The organism is Arthrobacter cheniae (genome assembly GCF_003602275.1).
In the GTDB taxonomy this organism is placed as follows: Bacteria; Actinomycetota; Actinomycetes; order Actinomycetales; family Micrococcaceae; genus Arthrobacter_D; species Arthrobacter_D cheniae.
In genome coordinates this window covers 146,868-163,422 of sequence record NZ_QZVT01000003.1, presented here as the reverse complement: position 1 = coordinate 163,422, position 16,555 = coordinate 146,868, and the positions used below count along the sequence as shown (strand labels likewise).

Here is a 16,555-nt window from a genome sequence, read left to right as displayed (position 1 = left end):
CTAGGATGACGGGATGAGCTCCCTCGAGTGCGACATCCTGATCATCGGCGGCGGGATCGCCGGCCTCTCGCTGGCGTCCGCCCTGGCGCCGTTCTCCAGCGTGGTGCTCGTCGAGTCGGAGTCCACCCTCGGATACCACACATCGTCCCGCTCCGCGCGCCAGCTCATCCCGAGCTACGGGCCAGGACCCGTGGTGGACCTGACGCGCCGCACGCTCGAGCTGCTCTCCGGTGTCCAGTCCTCCACCGGGCTCCCGCTCACCGTGCCGCGGTCCTTCCTGCTCATCGGGTCGGAGGCCGACGTCGAGGCTGCGGCCGGTGCGTCGATGCGCCGGGTTCCGCACGCCGAGGCACTGGAGCTGTGCCCGCAGCTGCGCCCGGACGCCTTCGGTGCCGCGGCCATCGACACCGACTCCGTCGGCACGGACACGGACCTCCTCCTCGAATACCACCGACGGAGCGCGAGCGACGACGGCGTCCTCATCCTCACGGGTGCGCCAGTCACCTCCGCCCGGTACGACGGCACGGGCTGGAGCGTCCGGGCGGGGTACCGCAGCATCACGGCGGAGGTCGTGGTCGATGCGGCGGGGGCGTGGGCGGACGGCGTCGCCGAGCTGTGCGGCATCGCACCGCAGGGACTGGTACCGCTCCGGCGGACCGCCGCGATCGTCGCCGCCGGGAATGCGCCGCCGGTCGGCACCCCGATGGTCGCCGCGGCCGACGGCTCGTTCTACTACCGGCCCGACACCGAGGGCGTCCTGATCTCGCCGAGTGAGTCCGAACCCGCCGAAGCAGGCGACGCTCAACCCCGTCCCGGTGACGTCGAGCGGCTGATCGACCACCTCGCGTCGGTCACGACCCTCGATATCACCTCGGTCCGGAGGTCCTGGACGGGGCTGAGGACCGAGCGGGCGTCCGGACTCCCCGTGGTGGGGTTCGACGTCGGCCACCCCGGTTTCTTCTGGCACGCAGGGCAGGGCGGGTACGGCTTCCAGACGTCGTCGGGCATCGCCGAACTCGCCACCGTCCTGCTGACGGGGGCTGATCCCGCCGACCTGGGTGCGGACCCCTCGCGCATCCTGGCCGCGGCGAGCGCGCTCCGACCCGCCTGAGCCGTCCGCAACGGCCTGTCACCAGGTGCACTTTCCTGCCCCGTCGTACCAACTCTTCCGTAGAGTAGTGGCCGGACGCAGCCCCGGGGCCCCTGGCGGTGTGCCTGCAAATCATCGGAATACCCGCGGGAACGCGGGCAGGAGGAACGGAAGCGGATCATGTCGGCAAGTGGAGGCAACAAGGCGATCGTCGCGGCCCTCGCCGCCAACCTCACCATCGCCGCGCTCAAGTTCGTGGCGTTCGCCCTCACGCGTTCCTCGTCGATGCTCGCCGAGGGAATCCACTCGGTGGCGGACTCCGGCAACCAGCTCCTGCTCCTCCTCGGCGGAAAGCGCGCAAAGCGCCAGGCCAGTCCCGAACATCCCTTCGGGTACGGCCGCGAGCGTTACATCTACGCCTTCATCGTCTCGATCGTCCTCTTCAGCGTCGGAGGCCTCTTCGCGCTGTACGAGGCGTACCACAAGTACCAGGACCCGCACCCGATCGAAGGCAGCTTCTGGTGGGTGCCCCTCGCGGTCCTCATCGGCGCGATCATCGCCGAGTCCTTCTCGTTCCGGACCGCCATCAGGGAGTCCAACCACACGCGCGGCGACATGGGTTGGATACGCTTCGTCCGCACGGCGAAAGCCCCCGAACTGCCGGTCATCCTGCTCGAGGACTTCGGTGCGCTCATCGGGCTCGTCTTCGCCCTGTTCGGCGTATCGATGACGCTGCTCACCGATAACGGCATGTGGGACGCCGCTGGTACCGCAATGATCGGACTGCTCCTGGTGGGTATCGCCGCCGTGCTCGCCGTCGAGACCAAGAGCCTGCTGCTCGGGGAATCGGCCAAGGCGTCGGATGTTGCGAAGATCGAGGCGGCCATCGCGAGCGACGGATCAACCCGCATCATCCACCTCAAGACGCTCCACCTCGGGCCCGAGGAACTGCTCGTCGCAGCCAAGATCACGGTGGAGGGCCAGGAGAACGGCAGGCAGATCGCAGCGGTCATCAACGGCGCCGAGCAGCGCATCCGGACAGCCGTCCCGATCGCCACGGCCATCTATCTCGAGCCGGATCTGTACTCTCCCCGGGCTGCGTCGACGCCCTCAGCGAACGGAAGCTCCACGCGGTCCCTGCCGTCCGAGGAATAGTCCGCGCAGGTCTAGGATGGGCGCATGAACGTCATCGAAACACGCCTTCCCGGCATCGGAGTGCGGCGCGAGATCGTCACAGGCTCCGGTCGGAGGGTAGGGATCGTCGCCCAGCGTGACGGCGATCTGGACCTCATCATCTCCAAGGCCAGCGATCCCGACGCCTGCGTCGCGTCGATCCCGCTGACCCCGGATGAGGCAGCGACCATCGGCAACCTCCTCGGCTCACGCCAGCTCGTCGCACAGCTGACGGAGGAGCATCGTGACCTCCCCGGAGTCTCCACGCGGCAGTTCCAGATCGAGCACGGCTCGCCCTTCGAGGGACGCCCGCTCGCGGACACCCGGATGCGCTCGCGCTCCGGTGCGTCCCTGGTGGCGGTGCTTCGCTCCGGTCAGGTGCAGGCTTCGCCCACGCCCGACTTCATCCTCGCCGCCGGCGACCTGCTCGTGGCGGTGGGCACATCCGAGGGCCTCGACACCGCGGCGGACATCCTGCGAAACGGCTGAGCCGCCTGTGCACACGACCGCCCTGACCCTGATCGAACTCGGTGCCATTCTCCTGTTCCTCGGTATCCTCGGGCGGCTCGCGGGCCGGATCGGACTTTCACCCATCCCGCTGTACCTCATCGGCGGGCTGTTCTTCGGGCAGGGCGGCTTCCTCCAACTCGAGGGAGTCATCGAGTTCAGCCATGTGGCCAGCGAGATCGGGGTGGTCCTGCTCCTGCTGATGCTCGGCCTCGAGTACACGGCGAAGGAACTCGTCACGGGACTGCGCCAGTCCTGGCTCGCCGGGGTCGTCGATCTCATCCTCAACTTCACGCCCGGCGTGCTCGTCGCCGTCGTCCTCGGCTGGGGGCCGGTCGCAGCCCTCGTCATGGGCGGCGTCACCTACATCTCCTCGTCCGGCATCGCCGCGAAGGTCATCAGCGACCTCGGCAGGCTGGGTAACAGGGAGACTCCTACCGTCCTCGCGATCCTCGTGTTCGAGGACCTCGCGATGGCCGTCTACCTGCCCATCCTCACCGCTGTCCTGGCTGGGCTCAGCTTCGCGGGCGGACTCGGCACGGTCGGCATCTCGCTGCTCGTGGTGACCCTCGTGCTCGTGGTCGCCCTGCGCTGGGGCAACGTCGTCTCGGCCGTCGTCGACAGCAAGGATCGCGAGGTCTTCCTCCTGACCCTCATCGGCGCGGCGCTGCTCGTGGCGGGACTGGCCTCGGCCCTGCAGGTATCGGCGGCCGTCGGGGCGTTCCTCCTCGGCATCGCCATCTCGGGGGCGACGGCGGAGAACGCGGCCCGGGTCCTCGAACCCCTGCGGGACCTCTTCGCAGCGATCTTCTTCGTGGTGTTCGGGCTGAACACCGACCCGGCGTCCATCCCGCCGGTCCTCGGCTTCGCACTGCTCCTCGCGCTCGTCACCTCGGTGACGAAGATCGGGACCGGCTGGTGGGCGGCCCGCAGGCAGGGGATCGGCCGCATGGGCCGGGCGCGGGCCGGGACCGCGCTCGTCGCCCGCGGAGAATTCTCGATCGTCATCGCCGGACTCGCGGTGGCGTCGGGCGCCGTCGTCCCGGACCTCGCGGCCCTGGCGACGACGTACGTCCTGCTCATGGCCGTCCTCGGTCCCGTAATGGCGCGCCTCGCCGAGCCGGTGATGGACCTCCTGCAAAGGGTCCCCAAGCGGCGGCCGGGACCGGTTCCGGTCGTCTGACGCAACCGGAAGGATCAGTCGTCGAGGATCTGGCCGATCGGTTCGCGCTTCTCCGCCTGGAACGTGTCTTCCTCGCGGCCATAGGCCCAATAACCCGACAGGGAGACCTGCGAGCGGGCCAGGCCCTTGTCCCTGAACAGGACGTCCCGCAGGGCTTTCATGGCACCGCGTTCCCCGTGGACGAAGGCATCGACGCGGCCGCCGGGCCAGGGACCGGCGGCGACGGCATCAGCGAGCAGCGTCGTCGTCCCGGCCACCTGCCCGTCGCGGTGCAGCCAGTGCAGCTCGAGGCCCGGGGGAGCGTCCAGAGGGATGATCCCGGCGGCGCTGTCCACCTCGAGGTAGGCGTGCCCCACGGCGGCGGGGTGCAGGGCTTCGATGCCCGCGGCGATCGCCGGAAGGGCGGACTCGTCCCCGACGAACAGGTGCCAGTCGGCCGTGGGGTCGGGTGACCATTTTCCGGACGGGCCCATGAGGACCATCGTGTCACCCGGCACCGCTGCCGCCGCCCAGGGACCCGCGATCCCGGCGTCGCCATGCACCACGAAGTCGATGGCGAGCCGCCGGGCCGCGCGGTCGAGCCAGCGGATCGTATAGGTGCGCTTCACGGGGCGGTCCCCGGACGGCAGGTCCTGCTTCAGCGCAGCCAGGTCGTACGGAGGCACCAGGCCGAGCTCGGGCTTCGCGAAGAGCAGCTTGGCATACCTGTCCGTCGCGTCGCATTCCTGCAGGTCCTCGAAGCCCGGTCCGCCCGCCACCACCCGCACGAGGTGCGGACTCAGCCGATGCGTCTCCAGCACGGCGAGGACCGCCTGCGGACGGGGCGGTTTGCGGGACGGTTCGGGCACGGCGGAGGACATGGGGCAGGGCTTCTTTCTCGGGAAGTAGTTAGCCCACCCTAACAAGTCCTACTGGAGAGGAGCTGGGAGCACGCCGAGGGCTGCGGCGAGCAGGGACCCGTCATCCACGAGGAGGCGGGCGGCCTCGATCTCCGGCGCGAGGTAGCGGTCGGTACCCGGCCCCTCGACGTCCTGCCGGAGCCGGGCGCGCACGGCGTTGATGGGGACCGAGCTTCGCATGCCGCCCGAGGGAGCGGGGGCATCGCCCGTCGGAGCAGGCGTGCCGGGGGAAGCGCCGCCGTCGCGCATGTCCAGCGCCCTGGCCGCGGTCAGGATCTCGATGGCGAGGACGCGCGTGAGCCCGTCGATCGCCTTCCGCAGCTTGAGGCCCGCGGCCCAGCCCATGGAGACGTGGTCCTCCTGCATGGCGGAGGAGGGGATGGAGTCCACCGACGCCGGGTTCGCGAGGCGCTTGAGCTCGGAAACGATGCCGGCCTGGGTGTACTGCGCGATCATGTGGCCCGAATCGACCCCGGGATCGTGCGCGAGGAAGGCGTTGAGCCCGTGGTTGCGCGTCTTGTCGAGAAAGCGGTCCGTCCGGCGCTCGCTCATCGAGGCGACATCGGCGACGGCGATCGCCAGGAAATCCAGCACGTATCCCACGGGCGCGCCATGGAAGTTGCCGTTGGATTCGATCCGGCCGTCGGGCGTGATGACCGGGTTGTCGATGGCCGACCCTAGTTCGACGGCGGCGACGGACTCCGCGTGCGCGAGGGTGGCGCGGGCGGCGCCGTGGACCTGGGGCGCGCACCGCAGCGAGTAGGCGTCCTGCACGCGCGTGAAACGGTGGCGTCCGGTTTCCGAGGTCAGCTGCTCGGCGATGAGCGGTGAGCCCTCGAGGAGCGCCCGGATGGTGGCGGCGGAGGAGATCTGGCCCGGGTGGGGACGCAGGGCGTGGAGGTCCTCGGCGAAGACGGCATCGGTGCCGAGCAGGCCTTCGACGCTCATCGCAGCGGCGAGGTCGGCCATCGTCAGCAGCCGGTGCAGGTCCGCGGAGGCGAGGACCAGCATGCCGAGCATCCCGTCCGTGCCGTTGATGAGCGCCAGGCCCTCTTTCTCGCGGAGCTCGACGGGTGCGATCCCTGCGGCGGCGAGGGCCTCCGCGGCAGGTACGAGCTGCCCGTCGCGGGTCCGCACGGTGCCCTCGCCCATGAGCGCCAGCGCGATGTGCGAGAGGGGGGCGAGGTCGCCGGAGCAGCCGAGCGAGCCGTACTCGCCGATGACGGGGGTAATCCCGGCATTGAGCAGTGCGGCGTAGGTGGTTCCCACGAGGGGACGCACGCCGGTCCGGCCCGTCGCGAGGGTCGAGAGGCGATTGAGCATCAGGGCGCGCACCACTTCGCGGTCCACCTCGGCGCCCGAGGAGGCGGCATGGCTGCGGATGAGGCTCCGCTGGAGCTGGCTGCGCTGATCCAGCGGGATGTGCTTGGTCGCCAGCGCGCCGAAGCCGGTGGAGACACCGTAGTGCGGCGTGCCGTCGTCGACGAGGGAGTCGATGACGGAACGGGACACCGCCATAGCCGCCAGTGCGGCCGGGTCCAGGTCGACCTGTGCACCGTACCGGGCCACCGCGACCACGTCGGCGGGGGAGAGGGGGCCGGTCCCCACGATCACGGGGTGCTGGTTCACGTATGCCTCGGTTCCTGCGGAAAGTCCGCTATTGCCATCAGATGAAAAGGACGTTTCAATAAGTGAAATACACGTCGCGGCCGAAAGCAAGGAGGGGACCATGCCGGAACCATCGACCCGCACCGTGGAGCGCGCCCTCGTGCTCCTCGGCGCGGTGTGTGACGCCGGGTCGCTCACCCTCGCCGACGCAGCGCGGGTGACCGAGCTGTCGGCGTCGACGGCCCTCCGGCTCCTGCGCACCCTCGAGGGCACGGGATTCGTCCGCCGCGACGGGCTCGGCTCCTACCGGCCGGGACTCCGCGTGGTACAGCTCGGGGCGCAGGCGCTCGGGCACGAATCGCTCGTCTCCCTCGCCGAGCCCGCCCTAGAGCGGCTCGTGGAGATGACGGGTGAATCGGCCTACCTGAGTGTCCCGTCCCATGACGGTGAGGGCGTCTACCTCGCCATGCGCGAGGGTACGCACTCGGTCCGGCATGCGAGCTGGGTCGGTCGCAGCCTTCCGCTCGGGGGCACCGCCGTCGGCGCTGTGCTCAGGGGTGGGCACCCGGCCGAGGGTTTCGTCGTCGTGCGGAACGGCATCGAGGCGGACGTCACCGCGATCGCCTCTCCCGTCTCACCCGGTGGCCGGGCCGTCGCGGCGATCAGCGTCGTGGTGCCCAGCTACCGCATCACCGGAGCGGAGGCCCGCCGTATCGGCAAGCTCGTCGCGGCCGAGGCCGCCGCGCTGCTCACGCACACCGGGAGCGCCGAACCCGGCGGAAGCGCCGAGGACCTTCCGGTCGACGCAGACCCCCTTCAGCAGGACCTGACAGGAGAAACAGCATGACCACCCATGACCCCTCACGCTCGATCCGCGCCGCCCGTGGCACCCGGCTCACCGCGAAGAGCTGGCAGACCGAGGCGCCCCTGCGCATGCTCATGAACAACCTCGACCCGGAAGTCGCCGAGCGCCCCGAGGACCTCGTGGTCTACGGCGGCACCGGCCGGGCCGCGCGCAGCTGGGAGGCGTACGACGCGATCGTCCGCACGCTGGAGACCCTCGACGACGACGAGACGCTCCTCGTGCAGTCCGGGAAGCCCGTCGGCGTCTTCCGCACCAACCCCTGGGCGCCCCGCGTGCTCCTGGCCAACTCGAACCTCGTGGGCGACTGGGCCACGTGGCCGGAGTTCCGGCGCCTCGAGGCCGAGGGCCTCATGATGTACGGGCAGATGACGGCCGGCTCGTGGATCTACATCGGGACGCAGGGCATCCTGCAGGGTACGTACGAGACCTTCGCGGCCATTGCCCGCAAGCGCTTCGCCGGCACCCTCGCCGGCACCCTGACCCTCACCGGAGGCTGTGGCGGCATGGGTGGCGCCCAGCCGTTGGCCGTCACCCTCAACGGCGGTGCCGTCCTCATCGTCGACGTCAGCGAGGCGCGCCTCCGCCGCCGGGTCGCCAAGCGGTACCTGGACACGGTCGCCGACACGCTCGACGACGCCGTCGCCCAGGTCCTCGACGCCAAGCGCGGGAAGCGTGCCCTCTCCGTCGGCGTCGTGGGCAACGCCGCCACCGTGTTCCCCGAATTGCTCCGACGAGGGCTCGACGTCGACATCGTCACCGACCAGACGTCCGCGCACGATCCGCTCAGCTACCTCCCCGAGGGTGTGGCGCTCGACGAGTGGGAGCGCGAATCCTCGGCGGACCCGGACGGGTTCACCAAGAAGGCACAGGCCTCCATGGCCCTGCAGGTCGAGGCGATGGTCGGCTTCCTGGACGTGGGAGCCGAGGTCTTCGACTACGGGAACTCCATCCGCGACGAGGCCCGCAAGGGAGGGTTCGGCCGGGCCTTCGACTTCCCCGGGTTCGTCCCCGCCTACATCCGCCCGCTCTTCTGCGAGGGTCTCGGCCCCTTCCGCTGGGTGGCACTATCAGGCGACCCGGCGGACATCGCCGTCACCGACGCCGCGCTCAAGGAGCTGTTCCCCGAGAACGAGCACCTGCACCGCTGGCTCGAGGCAGCCGCCGAGCACGTCGAGTTCGAGGGCCTGCCCGCCCGCATCTGCTGGCTGGGCTACGGGGACCGAGCGAAGGCCGGGCTGCTCTTCAACCGGCTCGTGGCCGAGGGCAAGGTCTCGGCCCCCATCGTCATCGGCCGCGACCACCTCGACTCGGGGTCCGTCGCCTCGCCTTACCGCGAGACGGAGGCCATGGCCGACGGGTCCGACGCCGTCGCCGACTGGCCGCTCCTGAATGCACTGCTGACGACGTCGTCGGGGGCCACCTGGGTATCCATCCACCACGGCGGCGGCGTGGGGATCGGCCGGTCCATCCACGCGGGCCAGGTCTCCGTCGCCGACGGTACCGAGCTCGCAGCCCAGAAGCTCGAGCGCCTCCTCACGAATGATCCCGGCATGGGCGTCATCCGCCACGTCGACGCCGGGTACGAGCGGGCGCGGGAGGTGGCCGCCGAGCGTGGCGTCCGCATCCCCATGCAATCCTGAGTAGTCAGAGCAGCCCCACCACCGGAAGGTACGTGCCGTGCAGACCGTTTCATCAGTCCTCGATTCCATCAGCGACGTAGGCCGTGACGCCTCCCGGGGTGGCTACTCCCGCGGCGTCTACACCGGCGCGGAGTCATCCCTCCGCGAGTGGTTCTCCGCCGAGGCCGCCGCACGGGGGCTGTCCGTGGAAACGGACCGCAACGGGATCCTGTGGGCCTGGTGGGACGCCACGGACAGCCGCGACGGTGCCCTCGTCACGGGCAGCCACCTCGACTCCGTCCCCGGGGGCGGAGCCTACGACGGTCCCCTCGGGGTGGCATCGGCGCTGGTCGCCGTCGACCTCCTGCGGGAACGCGGCGTCCAGCCGAACCGGTCGCTCGCCGTCGCGGTGTTCCCCGAAGAGGAGGGCTCACGGTTCGGTGTGTCCTGCCTCGGCTCACGGCTCCTCACCGGCACCCTCGACCCGGACCAGGTGCGCTCGCTGAAGGACACCGACGGGATCACGTTCGCCGATGCGGCCCGGTCCGCCGGCATCGACGTCTCCCACCTGGGTCGGGACGAGGACGCCATCCGGCGGATCGGCGACTTCGTGGAACTCCATGTCGAGCAGGGTCGCGGCCTGATCGATCTCGACGCTCCCGTGGCCATCGGCTCCACCATGCTCGGCCATGGCCGCTGGCGCCTGTCGATCACGGGTCAGGGCAACCACGCCGGGACCACCCTCATGGCGGACCGCGCCGATCCCATGATCGCCGCCGCGCAGGTGGTCCTCGCCGCCCGCACGGTCGCAGCCGAGCAGGACGGAGCGCGCGCCACCGTGGGACGCCTCCAGCCCGTGCCGGGCGGGACGAACGTCATCGCGTCGCGCGTGGACCTCTGGCTCGACGTGCGCCACGAGGAGGACGCCGTCACGGCGTCGCTCATCGAGAAGATCCACGGCCGGGCGCAGAAGATCTGCGCGTTCGAGGACTGCCGGGCCACACTCACCGAGGAGTCCCGGAGCGGCACGGTCCACTTCGACGGGGCACTGCAGCGCACGCTCGGCAACGCACTCAAGCGCTCCTTCCCCGGTGCTCCCACCCTTCCCACCGGCGCCGGGCACGACGCCGGGATCCTCGGCACCATCGCCCCGACCGCCATGCTGTTCGTCCGGAACCCGACCGGCATCAGCCACTCACCGGAAGAGTTCGTGGAGCGCGACGACGCCGATGCCGGGGCTACGGCGCTCGCCGACGTGCTCGAAGACCTGCTATGACAGTGCCGGCCGCCGCCCGGGGGGTGTGGTGCGAACACGCGCTGCTGGATGGAAGGGGAGTGTGCGCTGCCGTCCGCGTCGAGGTCGACGCCGAGGGCTACGTCCACTCCGTCGTTGCGGGAGTGCCCGCGCAGGACGGCGACGTGCTCCTCCACGGTGTGGCATTCCCGGCAGCCGCGAACGCCCACTCCCACGCGTTCCACCGCGCGCTGCGGGGCCGCACCCACGACCGCGGAGGAACCTTCTGGACCTGGCGCTCCACCATGTACCGGGCGGCTGCTGCCCTCACTCCCGGGCTCTACGAGGAGCTCGCCACGGCGGCCTATGCCGAGATGGTCACGGTGGGCTGGACGAGTGTCGCAGAGTTCCACTATGTCCATCACCACCCCGACGGCACACCCTACGGCGAGGGGGACGCGGATGACGCCGGCCCCCACGCCATGGAGCTCGCCCTCGCCCGCGCAGCCGTCCGGGCGGGCATCCGGCTCACCCTGCTCGATACGTGCTACCTCGCCGGCGGGTTCGGAAAGCACCCCGAGGAGGGGCAGCGCCGGTTCTCGGACGGCACCGCGGAGCGCTGGCTCGAACGGCTCGCCTCCCTCCGCGCCTCGGTCTCCGCGCTGTACCCCGAACACCAGGTGTCCGTCGGTGCGGCCATCCATTCCGTGCGTGCCGTGCCCGAGGACCAGCTGGCGGTCATCGCGGAGCACCTGCCCCCCGACCTGCCGTTGCACATCCACCTGTCGGAGCAACCCGCCGAGAACGACGACTGCCTGCGGGCCACCGGCCTCACCCCCACCGGGCTGCTGCGCCGGCACGGGCTGGTCGGGAACCGGCTGTCGGTCGTCCACGCCACCCATGTGCGCGAGGACGACATCGCCGCGCTCGCCGCCGCCGGGGCCGTCGTCGTCCTCTGCCCGACCACCGAGGCGGACCTGGCGGACGGCATCGGCCCTGCCGGTGACTTCCGCGAGGCGGGGGCCAGGCTCGCCCTCGGAACCGACCAGCACGCCGTCGTCGACCCGTGGCTCGAGATGAGAGCCCTCGAGCACGGTGAGCGACTACGGACAGGGAGGCGAGGCCACTTCGACCCGGAGGCCCTGCACGGCATCGCCGCACTCGGAGGAGCAGCGGCCCAGGGACGCCGCGGCGCGGGCTTCCGTCCCGGCTCCGCGGCCGACTTCATGGCCGTCGATCCGCACAGCGCACGCACGGCCGGATCGTCCCGGGAGCAGCTGGCCTACTCGGCCACGGGACAGGACGTCACGGGCGTCGTCGTCGCGGGTGTCCTGGCCGCACGCAACGGTGTCCACACCGTCCTCGGCGATCCCGCGGACCTGCTGGTCGCCGCCATCGCCCGCCTCGACGAAGCGACCGAGGCCCAGGACGTGCCCGCACGGGATCACCAGACCGCACGGGATCACCAGACCGCGGGGGGCTCCTGATGTCCATGCTCATCACCAACATCGGTGAACTGATGACGCAGGATGCCGAGGCTACCGTCCTGCGGGACGCCGCCCTGGTCCTCGAGGGAGAGCGCGTCAGCTGGATCGGACCCGCCGCCCGGGCTCCGGCGGCGGACGAGGCGTACGACGCCGGTGGCCGTGCCGGCCTGCCCGGGTGGGTCGACAGCCACACCCATCTCGTGTTCGCCGGTGACAGGACGGCGGAGTTCGAGGCACGCATGGCGGGGGAGTCCTACGCCGCAGGAGGTATCGCCGTCACCGTCGATGCCACCCGCGCTGCCGGCGACTACGACCTCACGCGCCTCCTGCTGGCCCGTGTCGCGGAAGCCGCGGCGGGCGGAACGACGTACCTGGAGACGAAGACGGGATACGGGCTCGACGTCGCGCAGGAGGCCCGCAGCGCCCGGATCGCGGCCGGCGTCGTGGACGAGGTCACGTTCCTCGGCGCCCACCTCGTTCCGGCAGGCCGGGACGCCGACGAGTACACGGAGCTCGTCTGCGGACCCATGCTCGACGCCGTCCTGCCCTACGTCCGCTGGGCCGACGTCTTCTGCGAGGAGGGCGCCTTCACCGCCGAGCAGTCCCGCCGCGTCCTCGCGGCCTGCGCCGCCGCGGGTCTCGGCCTCCGTGTGCACGGCAACCAGCTGGGCCCGGGCGCCGGCGTCGCGCTCGCCGCGGAATTCGGCGCAGCCAGCGTGGACCACGTGAACCATCTGTCCGACGACGACGTCGATGCCCTCGCGGGAACCTGGTCGGCAGACGGTGCGACGCCGGGCACCGTCGCCACCTGCCTGCCCGCCTGCGACCTGTCGACGCGCCAGCCCTTCCCGCCCGCCCGGCTCCTGCTCGATGAAGGAGTGCAACTCGCCCTCGCCAGCAACTGCAACCCCGGCACGTCCTACACGACGTCCATGGGCTTCTGCGTCGCCACGGCCGTCCTGCAGATGGGGCTCACCATCCATGAGGCGGTCCGGGCGGCCACCTACGGCGGCGCCGTCGCCCTCCGCCGGCACACGGGCGACGACGTCGAGGGACGCCGTGCTGTCGGATCCCTCGCCGTCGGGCACCGGGCCGACCTGCAACTGCTGAACGCGCCATCGGCCACTCACCTCGCCTACCGTCCGGGAATGCCGCTCGTGCACGCCGTCTGGAAGGCAGGGAACCGGGTCCGGTAGCATCGCCGGGGCTCCGCTGCCGAACTGGGAATCCCCAGCGACCGCTGGGAGGATAGCGCCATGAGTGCCCAGCCGAAATCCTCCGCCGCAACCTCCGGAATCGCCGCGAGCCGCGACGCCGAATCGTCGTCGAAGCGCCGCATCACGGCGGAACTGCTCATCGTGTTCGGGCTGTCACTGGGACAGTCCGGCATCTACGCCATCGTCAACCTCGCCGAAAAACTGACGAGGGGGCCGCTCGCCGGGCAGACCACCACCCTCAACCCCGTCCTCAACGAGCGGCAGTACTTCGACCTCACCTATCAGCTCCTGAACATCTTCTTCGCCCTCGTTCCGGTGGCGCTGGTCCTGTTCCTCCTCAGTGGGCACGGGGTGTCCGCCTTCCGCCGCCTCGGGTTCACCTTCGAGAAGCCGCTCCGCACGGTCGGCTTCGGCGTTGGCCTCGCCGCGATCATCGGCGTCGGGACCCTCGGCGTGTACGCGGGCGGCCGCGCCCTGGGGATCACGACGGCGCTCGTGCCCGCTGCGCTCGATGCCTACTGGTGGACCATCCCCGTGCTCATCCTGTCCGCGCTCAGGCACGCGGTGCTCGAGGAGGTGATCGTGGTGGGGTACCTGTTCATCCGCCTGCGGGAACTGGGTTGGTCGACCCCCGCCATCATCATCACCAGCGCCCTCGTGCGGGGAAGCTACCACCTGTACCAGGGCTTCGGACCGTTCGTCGGCAACGTGCTGATGGGCCTGCTCTTCGGCTGGTTCTATACCCGCACCCGCCGGGTCATGCCGCTCGTCATCGCCCACGCGCTCATCGACATCACCGGCTTCGTCGGATTCGCGCTCATCGGACCGGCTATCGGAATTGGTGGCTGAATTACCAAGACAAGGCTTGCCTTTGTTTATTCCGCACGATAATCATGACTAAATTATCGGTCAATTGCGGTGCTACCGTGAATTCATCGGCATAAGAGCGGCGGCTCCGACCGGGGCTCCACCGGACCAGCCAGGAGGAATCATGAGCGTCGTCACCAGTGTCTCTGAATGCAGTGTCCACAACTGCTCGTTCAACCACGACGGCTGTACCGCCGTGGCCATCACCGTCTCCGGAAGCGAAGAACACGCCTCCTGCGCCACCTTCATCGATACGTCGATCAGCGGCGGCTTGCCCAAGATGCTCGCGCACGTCGGCGCATGCCAGCGCTCCGAATGCAGCTTCAACCACGACCTCCTGTGCACCGCGCCGGCGGTCAAGGTGGGGCCGGGCGCCGAAGCGGCAGATTGCCTGACGTACACACACGCCTGAACCACCGAACAAGGAAGGGACCGGACATCAGTCCGGTCCCTTCCTTGTTCGGTGTCCGTAGCCGGACCGTCAAATCTCGATACGGCCCTCGTCGGTCTCGAAGGTCACGGACATAATGCCCGGGGTCCCGTTGGGGGCGATCCACTGGACCTCGACCCCATCGAGCGTCTCCTCGACGTCCGTGCCGAGCCATTCGGTGACGCGCTCGGAAGAGCCGGCGATCGTCAGGCAGTCGAGCTTGACGGATGCGGGCCGGGCCTTGGACGGGTGCAGGGATTCGGTGCCCTCGTCCCAGCGCAGCAGGTACGGGACCTGGGGATCCGCGATGAGGCCCTTGATGCCGATCTGCCGCCAGGTCAGTTCCTGGCCGTCGGGAAACTTGCGGTTGCCGGGAACGGCGCTGCGGCCGAGCCGTTCTTCGAAGGGGCCGAGATCCTCGACCGCGACGCACCAGCCCATCCAGCCTCCACCGGCCTCGGAGCGGGCACGCACGGCCTGGCCGAAGGGAGCCTTGTCCGACGCCGGGTGGTTCAGGGCCTCCACGACCTCGAGGTACTGGTCGTTCGTCAACGGGAAGATCATGTTGCGGGTACCGAAGCGCGGGTGGACACCGCCTTTTACGGGGTCCATTCCGAGCTTGGCAGAGATCCGATCGGCCGTCGCAGCAAGTCCGTCGGGTTCGCAGGCATAAGAGACATGGTCCAGTCGCATGCGATTATCTTGGCACTTAGTGATGCACCTCTCGACTTAGGCAACCCTTACCCCCGATCGCTCCCTCATCCGCGCGTCAACCGGACCCTCCAGCGGTGAACGTGCGGCCACTTCATCCAGTGTCATACGGGTTGCCGGATCCGCCCGGATGAGTTTTCATGAATACAGGTCATGAGTGCCAGCGCACAGCCCCGGCTTGCTGGCCGGCAACCCTCCAACCGCGGTGGGGTGCCCCGGGTGAAGACCAGGCTCGGCGCTGCATCGGCGCCGTGCAAGCGCGGGCTCCTGTGGGTCCGGTGTCCTGGAGCAGCAGTTACCGGCCGGAGCATCGGACAGGCGGGGCCCCTTCGAACAGGGAGCACCATGTCCAACGATTGGTCCTTTGAGACACGCCAGATCCACGCCGGCCAGGTCCCGGACGCAACCACGGGGGCGCGAGCGCTGCCCATCTACCAGACGTCGTCGTTCGTCTTCCCGAGCGCCGAGAGTGCCGCCAACAGGTTCGCCCTGGCGGAGCTCGCACCCATCTACACGCGTATCGGCAATCCCACCCAGGAGGCGGTGGAGACCAGGATCGCGAGCCTCGAGGGTGGCGTCGGCGCCCTGCTGCTCGCTTCCGGGCAGGCCGCCGAGACCTTCGCGATCCTGAACATCGCCGAGGCGGGCGATCACGTCGTCGCCAGCCCCAGCCTGTACGGCGGCACGTACAACCTCTTCAAGCACACGCTGAAGAAGTTCGGGATCGAGACCACGTTCGTGGAGGATCCGGATGACCTCGAGCAGTGGAGGGCGGCCGTGCGGCCGAACACCAAGCTCTTCTTCGGCGAGGTCGTCTCCAATCCCCGGCAGGACGTCCTGGACCTCGAGGGCATCAGTGCCGTCGCCCACGAGCACGGCCTGCCCCTGATCGTGGACAACACACTGTCCACCCCGTACCTGATCCGGCCGATCGAATGGGGCGCGGACATCGTGGTGCACTCCGCCACGAAGTACCTCGGCGGGCACGGCACCGCGATCGCCGGCGTGATCGTCGATTCGGGCAACTTCGACTTCGCGCAGTACCCCGAGCGCTTCCCCGGCCTGAACACGCCGGACGAGAGCTACCACGGGCTCGTCTATGCGCGCGACCTGGGCGTCGGCAGCCCCCTGGGTGCCAACCTCGCCTACATCCTCAAGGCACGCGTGCAGCTGCTGCGCGACCTCGGCGCCTCGGTGTCCCCGTTCAACGCCTTCCTGATCGCGCAGGGACTGGAGACGCTCAGCCTCCGGGTGGAGCGTCACGTGCAGAACGCCCAGGCCGTGGCCGAATGGCTCGAAGGGCACGACGACGTCGAACGCGTCTCCTACGCCGGACTCGCCTCGAGCCCCTGGTACGAGCGGGGGCGCAAGTACGGCCCGAACGGCACGGGCGCGATCGTCAGCTTCGACATCGTCGGTGGAGTAGAGGCGGGCAAGCGGTTCGTGGACGGCCTCGAACTGCACTCCCACGTGGCGAACGTGGGCGATGTCCGCTCGCTCGTCATCCATCCGGCCTCGACGACCCACAGTCAGCTCGGCGCCGAGGCGCAGTTCACCGCCGGCGTGCGTCCGGGCCTCGTCCGGCTGTCGGTGGGACTCGAGAACATCACCGACATCCTCGCCGACCTGGACGCGGGCTTCCGCGCCGCCAAGGGAGCCTAACCT

At 69.8% G+C, this 16,555-nt stretch carries 15 protein-coding genes and 1 riboswitch; of the genes, 12 read left to right on the top strand and 3 right to left on the bottom strand.

All coding sequences use genetic code 11. From position 1 onward, the window contains the following. Positions 1–13 precede the first annotated feature (13 nt). The 4 genes from D6T63_RS06465 to D6T63_RS06450 all read left to right on the top strand — a co-directional run bounded on the left by D6T63_RS06465 (position 14) and on the right by D6T63_RS06450 (position 3,953). Positions 14–1,111, top strand: a complete 1,098-nt coding sequence (locus D6T63_RS06465) for an NAD(P)/FAD-dependent oxidoreductase (protein WP_120148193.1) — start codon at positions 14–16, stop codon at positions 1,109–1,111. Positions 1,112–1,270: 159 nt separating this feature from the next. Next, entirely contained in the window at positions 1,271–2,245 is a 975-nt protein-coding gene (locus tag D6T63_RS06460) for a cation diffusion facilitator family transporter (protein ID WP_120148192.1), read from the top strand. A gap of 24 nt (positions 2,246–2,269) precedes the next feature. Then, a complete protein-coding gene (locus D6T63_RS06455) occupies positions 2,270–2,752 on the top strand; it encodes a cation:proton antiporter regulatory subunit (protein ID WP_120148191.1) in 483 nt (160 codons plus the stop codon). A gap of 7 nt (positions 2,753–2,759) precedes the next feature. Next, a complete protein-coding gene (locus D6T63_RS06450; protein ID WP_120148190.1) occupies positions 2,760–3,953 on the top strand; it encodes a cation:proton antiporter in 1,194 nt (397 codons plus the stop codon). Between the two features lie 14 nt (positions 3,954–3,967). Here the strand turns inward: D6T63_RS06450 and D6T63_RS06445 are convergent, their stop codons facing one another. Both D6T63_RS06445 and hutH read right to left on the bottom strand, forming a co-directional pair. Next, entirely contained in the window at positions 3,968–4,813 is an 846-nt protein-coding gene (locus D6T63_RS06445) for a siderophore-interacting protein (protein WP_120148189.1), read from the bottom strand. 48 nt (positions 4,814–4,861) lie between these two features. Next, positions 4,862–6,481, bottom strand: coding sequence for a histidine ammonia-lyase (gene hutH / locus D6T63_RS06440; RefSeq protein ID WP_235830586.1), 1,620 nt, complete (start codon positions 6,479–6,481; stop codon positions 4,862–4,864). A gap of 100 nt (positions 6,482–6,581) precedes the next feature. Between hutH and D6T63_RS06435 the strand changes: the two genes are divergently transcribed. The 7 genes from D6T63_RS06435 to D6T63_RS06405 all read left to right on the top strand — a co-directional run bounded on the left by D6T63_RS06435 (position 6,582) and on the right by D6T63_RS06405 (position 14,161). Continuing rightward, a complete protein-coding gene (locus D6T63_RS06435; RefSeq protein ID WP_120148187.1) occupies positions 6,582–7,307 on the top strand; it encodes an IclR family transcriptional regulator in 726 nt (241 codons plus the stop codon). Next, positions 7,304–8,965, top strand: coding sequence for a urocanate hydratase (gene hutU, locus D6T63_RS06430; protein ID WP_120148186.1), 1,662 nt, complete (start codon positions 7,304–7,306; stop codon positions 8,963–8,965). The genes D6T63_RS06435 and hutU overlap by 4 nt, the downstream gene beginning before the upstream one ends. Before the next feature lie 37 nt (positions 8,966–9,002). Further along, positions 9,003–10,220 (top strand): allantoate amidohydrolase, encoded by a 1,218-nt coding sequence (locus D6T63_RS06425; protein WP_120148185.1) that lies wholly within the window; start codon positions 9,003–9,005, stop codon positions 10,218–10,220. Next, positions 10,217–11,665, top strand: coding sequence for a formimidoylglutamate deiminase (locus tag D6T63_RS06420; protein ID WP_120148184.1), 1,449 nt, complete (start codon positions 10,217–10,219; stop codon positions 11,663–11,665). The genes D6T63_RS06425 and D6T63_RS06420 overlap by 4 nt, the downstream gene beginning before the upstream one ends. After that, entirely contained in the window at positions 11,665–12,861 is a 1,197-nt protein-coding gene (gene hutI / locus D6T63_RS06415) for an imidazolonepropionase (RefSeq protein WP_120148183.1), read from the top strand. Before D6T63_RS06420 ends, hutI begins: the two co-directional genes overlap by 1 nt. A 60-nt stretch (positions 12,862–12,921) precedes the next feature. Next, the gene (locus D6T63_RS06410) at positions 12,922–13,731 is read left to right on the top strand and encodes a CPBP family intramembrane glutamic endopeptidase (RefSeq protein WP_120148182.1); all 810 of its coding nucleotides are present in this window, start codon (positions 12,922–12,924) and stop codon (positions 13,729–13,731) included. Positions 13,732–13,873: 142 nt separating this feature from the next. Then, positions 13,874–14,161 carry a DUF1540 domain-containing protein gene (locus D6T63_RS06405; protein WP_120148181.1) on the top strand — a complete coding sequence of 96 codons (288 nt, stop codon included), beginning with the start codon at positions 13,874–13,876 and terminating at the stop codon, positions 14,159–14,161. A gap of 69 nt (positions 14,162–14,230) precedes the next feature. Here the strand turns inward: D6T63_RS06405 and D6T63_RS06400 are convergent, their stop codons facing one another. Further along, positions 14,231–14,872, bottom strand: a complete 642-nt coding sequence (locus D6T63_RS06400) for a VOC family protein (RefSeq protein ID WP_120148180.1) — start codon at positions 14,870–14,872, stop codon at positions 14,231–14,233. 167 nt (positions 14,873–15,039) lie between these two features. Further along, a riboswitch (SAM riboswitch) is annotated at positions 15,040–15,156 on the top strand. 79 nt (positions 15,157–15,235) lie between these two features. Between D6T63_RS06400 and D6T63_RS06395 the strand changes: the two genes are divergently transcribed. Continuing rightward, positions 15,236–16,552 (top strand): bifunctional o-acetylhomoserine/o-acetylserine sulfhydrylase, encoded by a 1,317-nt coding sequence (locus tag D6T63_RS06395; protein ID WP_120148179.1) that lies wholly within the window; start codon positions 15,236–15,238, stop codon positions 16,550–16,552. Positions 16,553–16,555 lie beyond the last annotated feature (3 nt).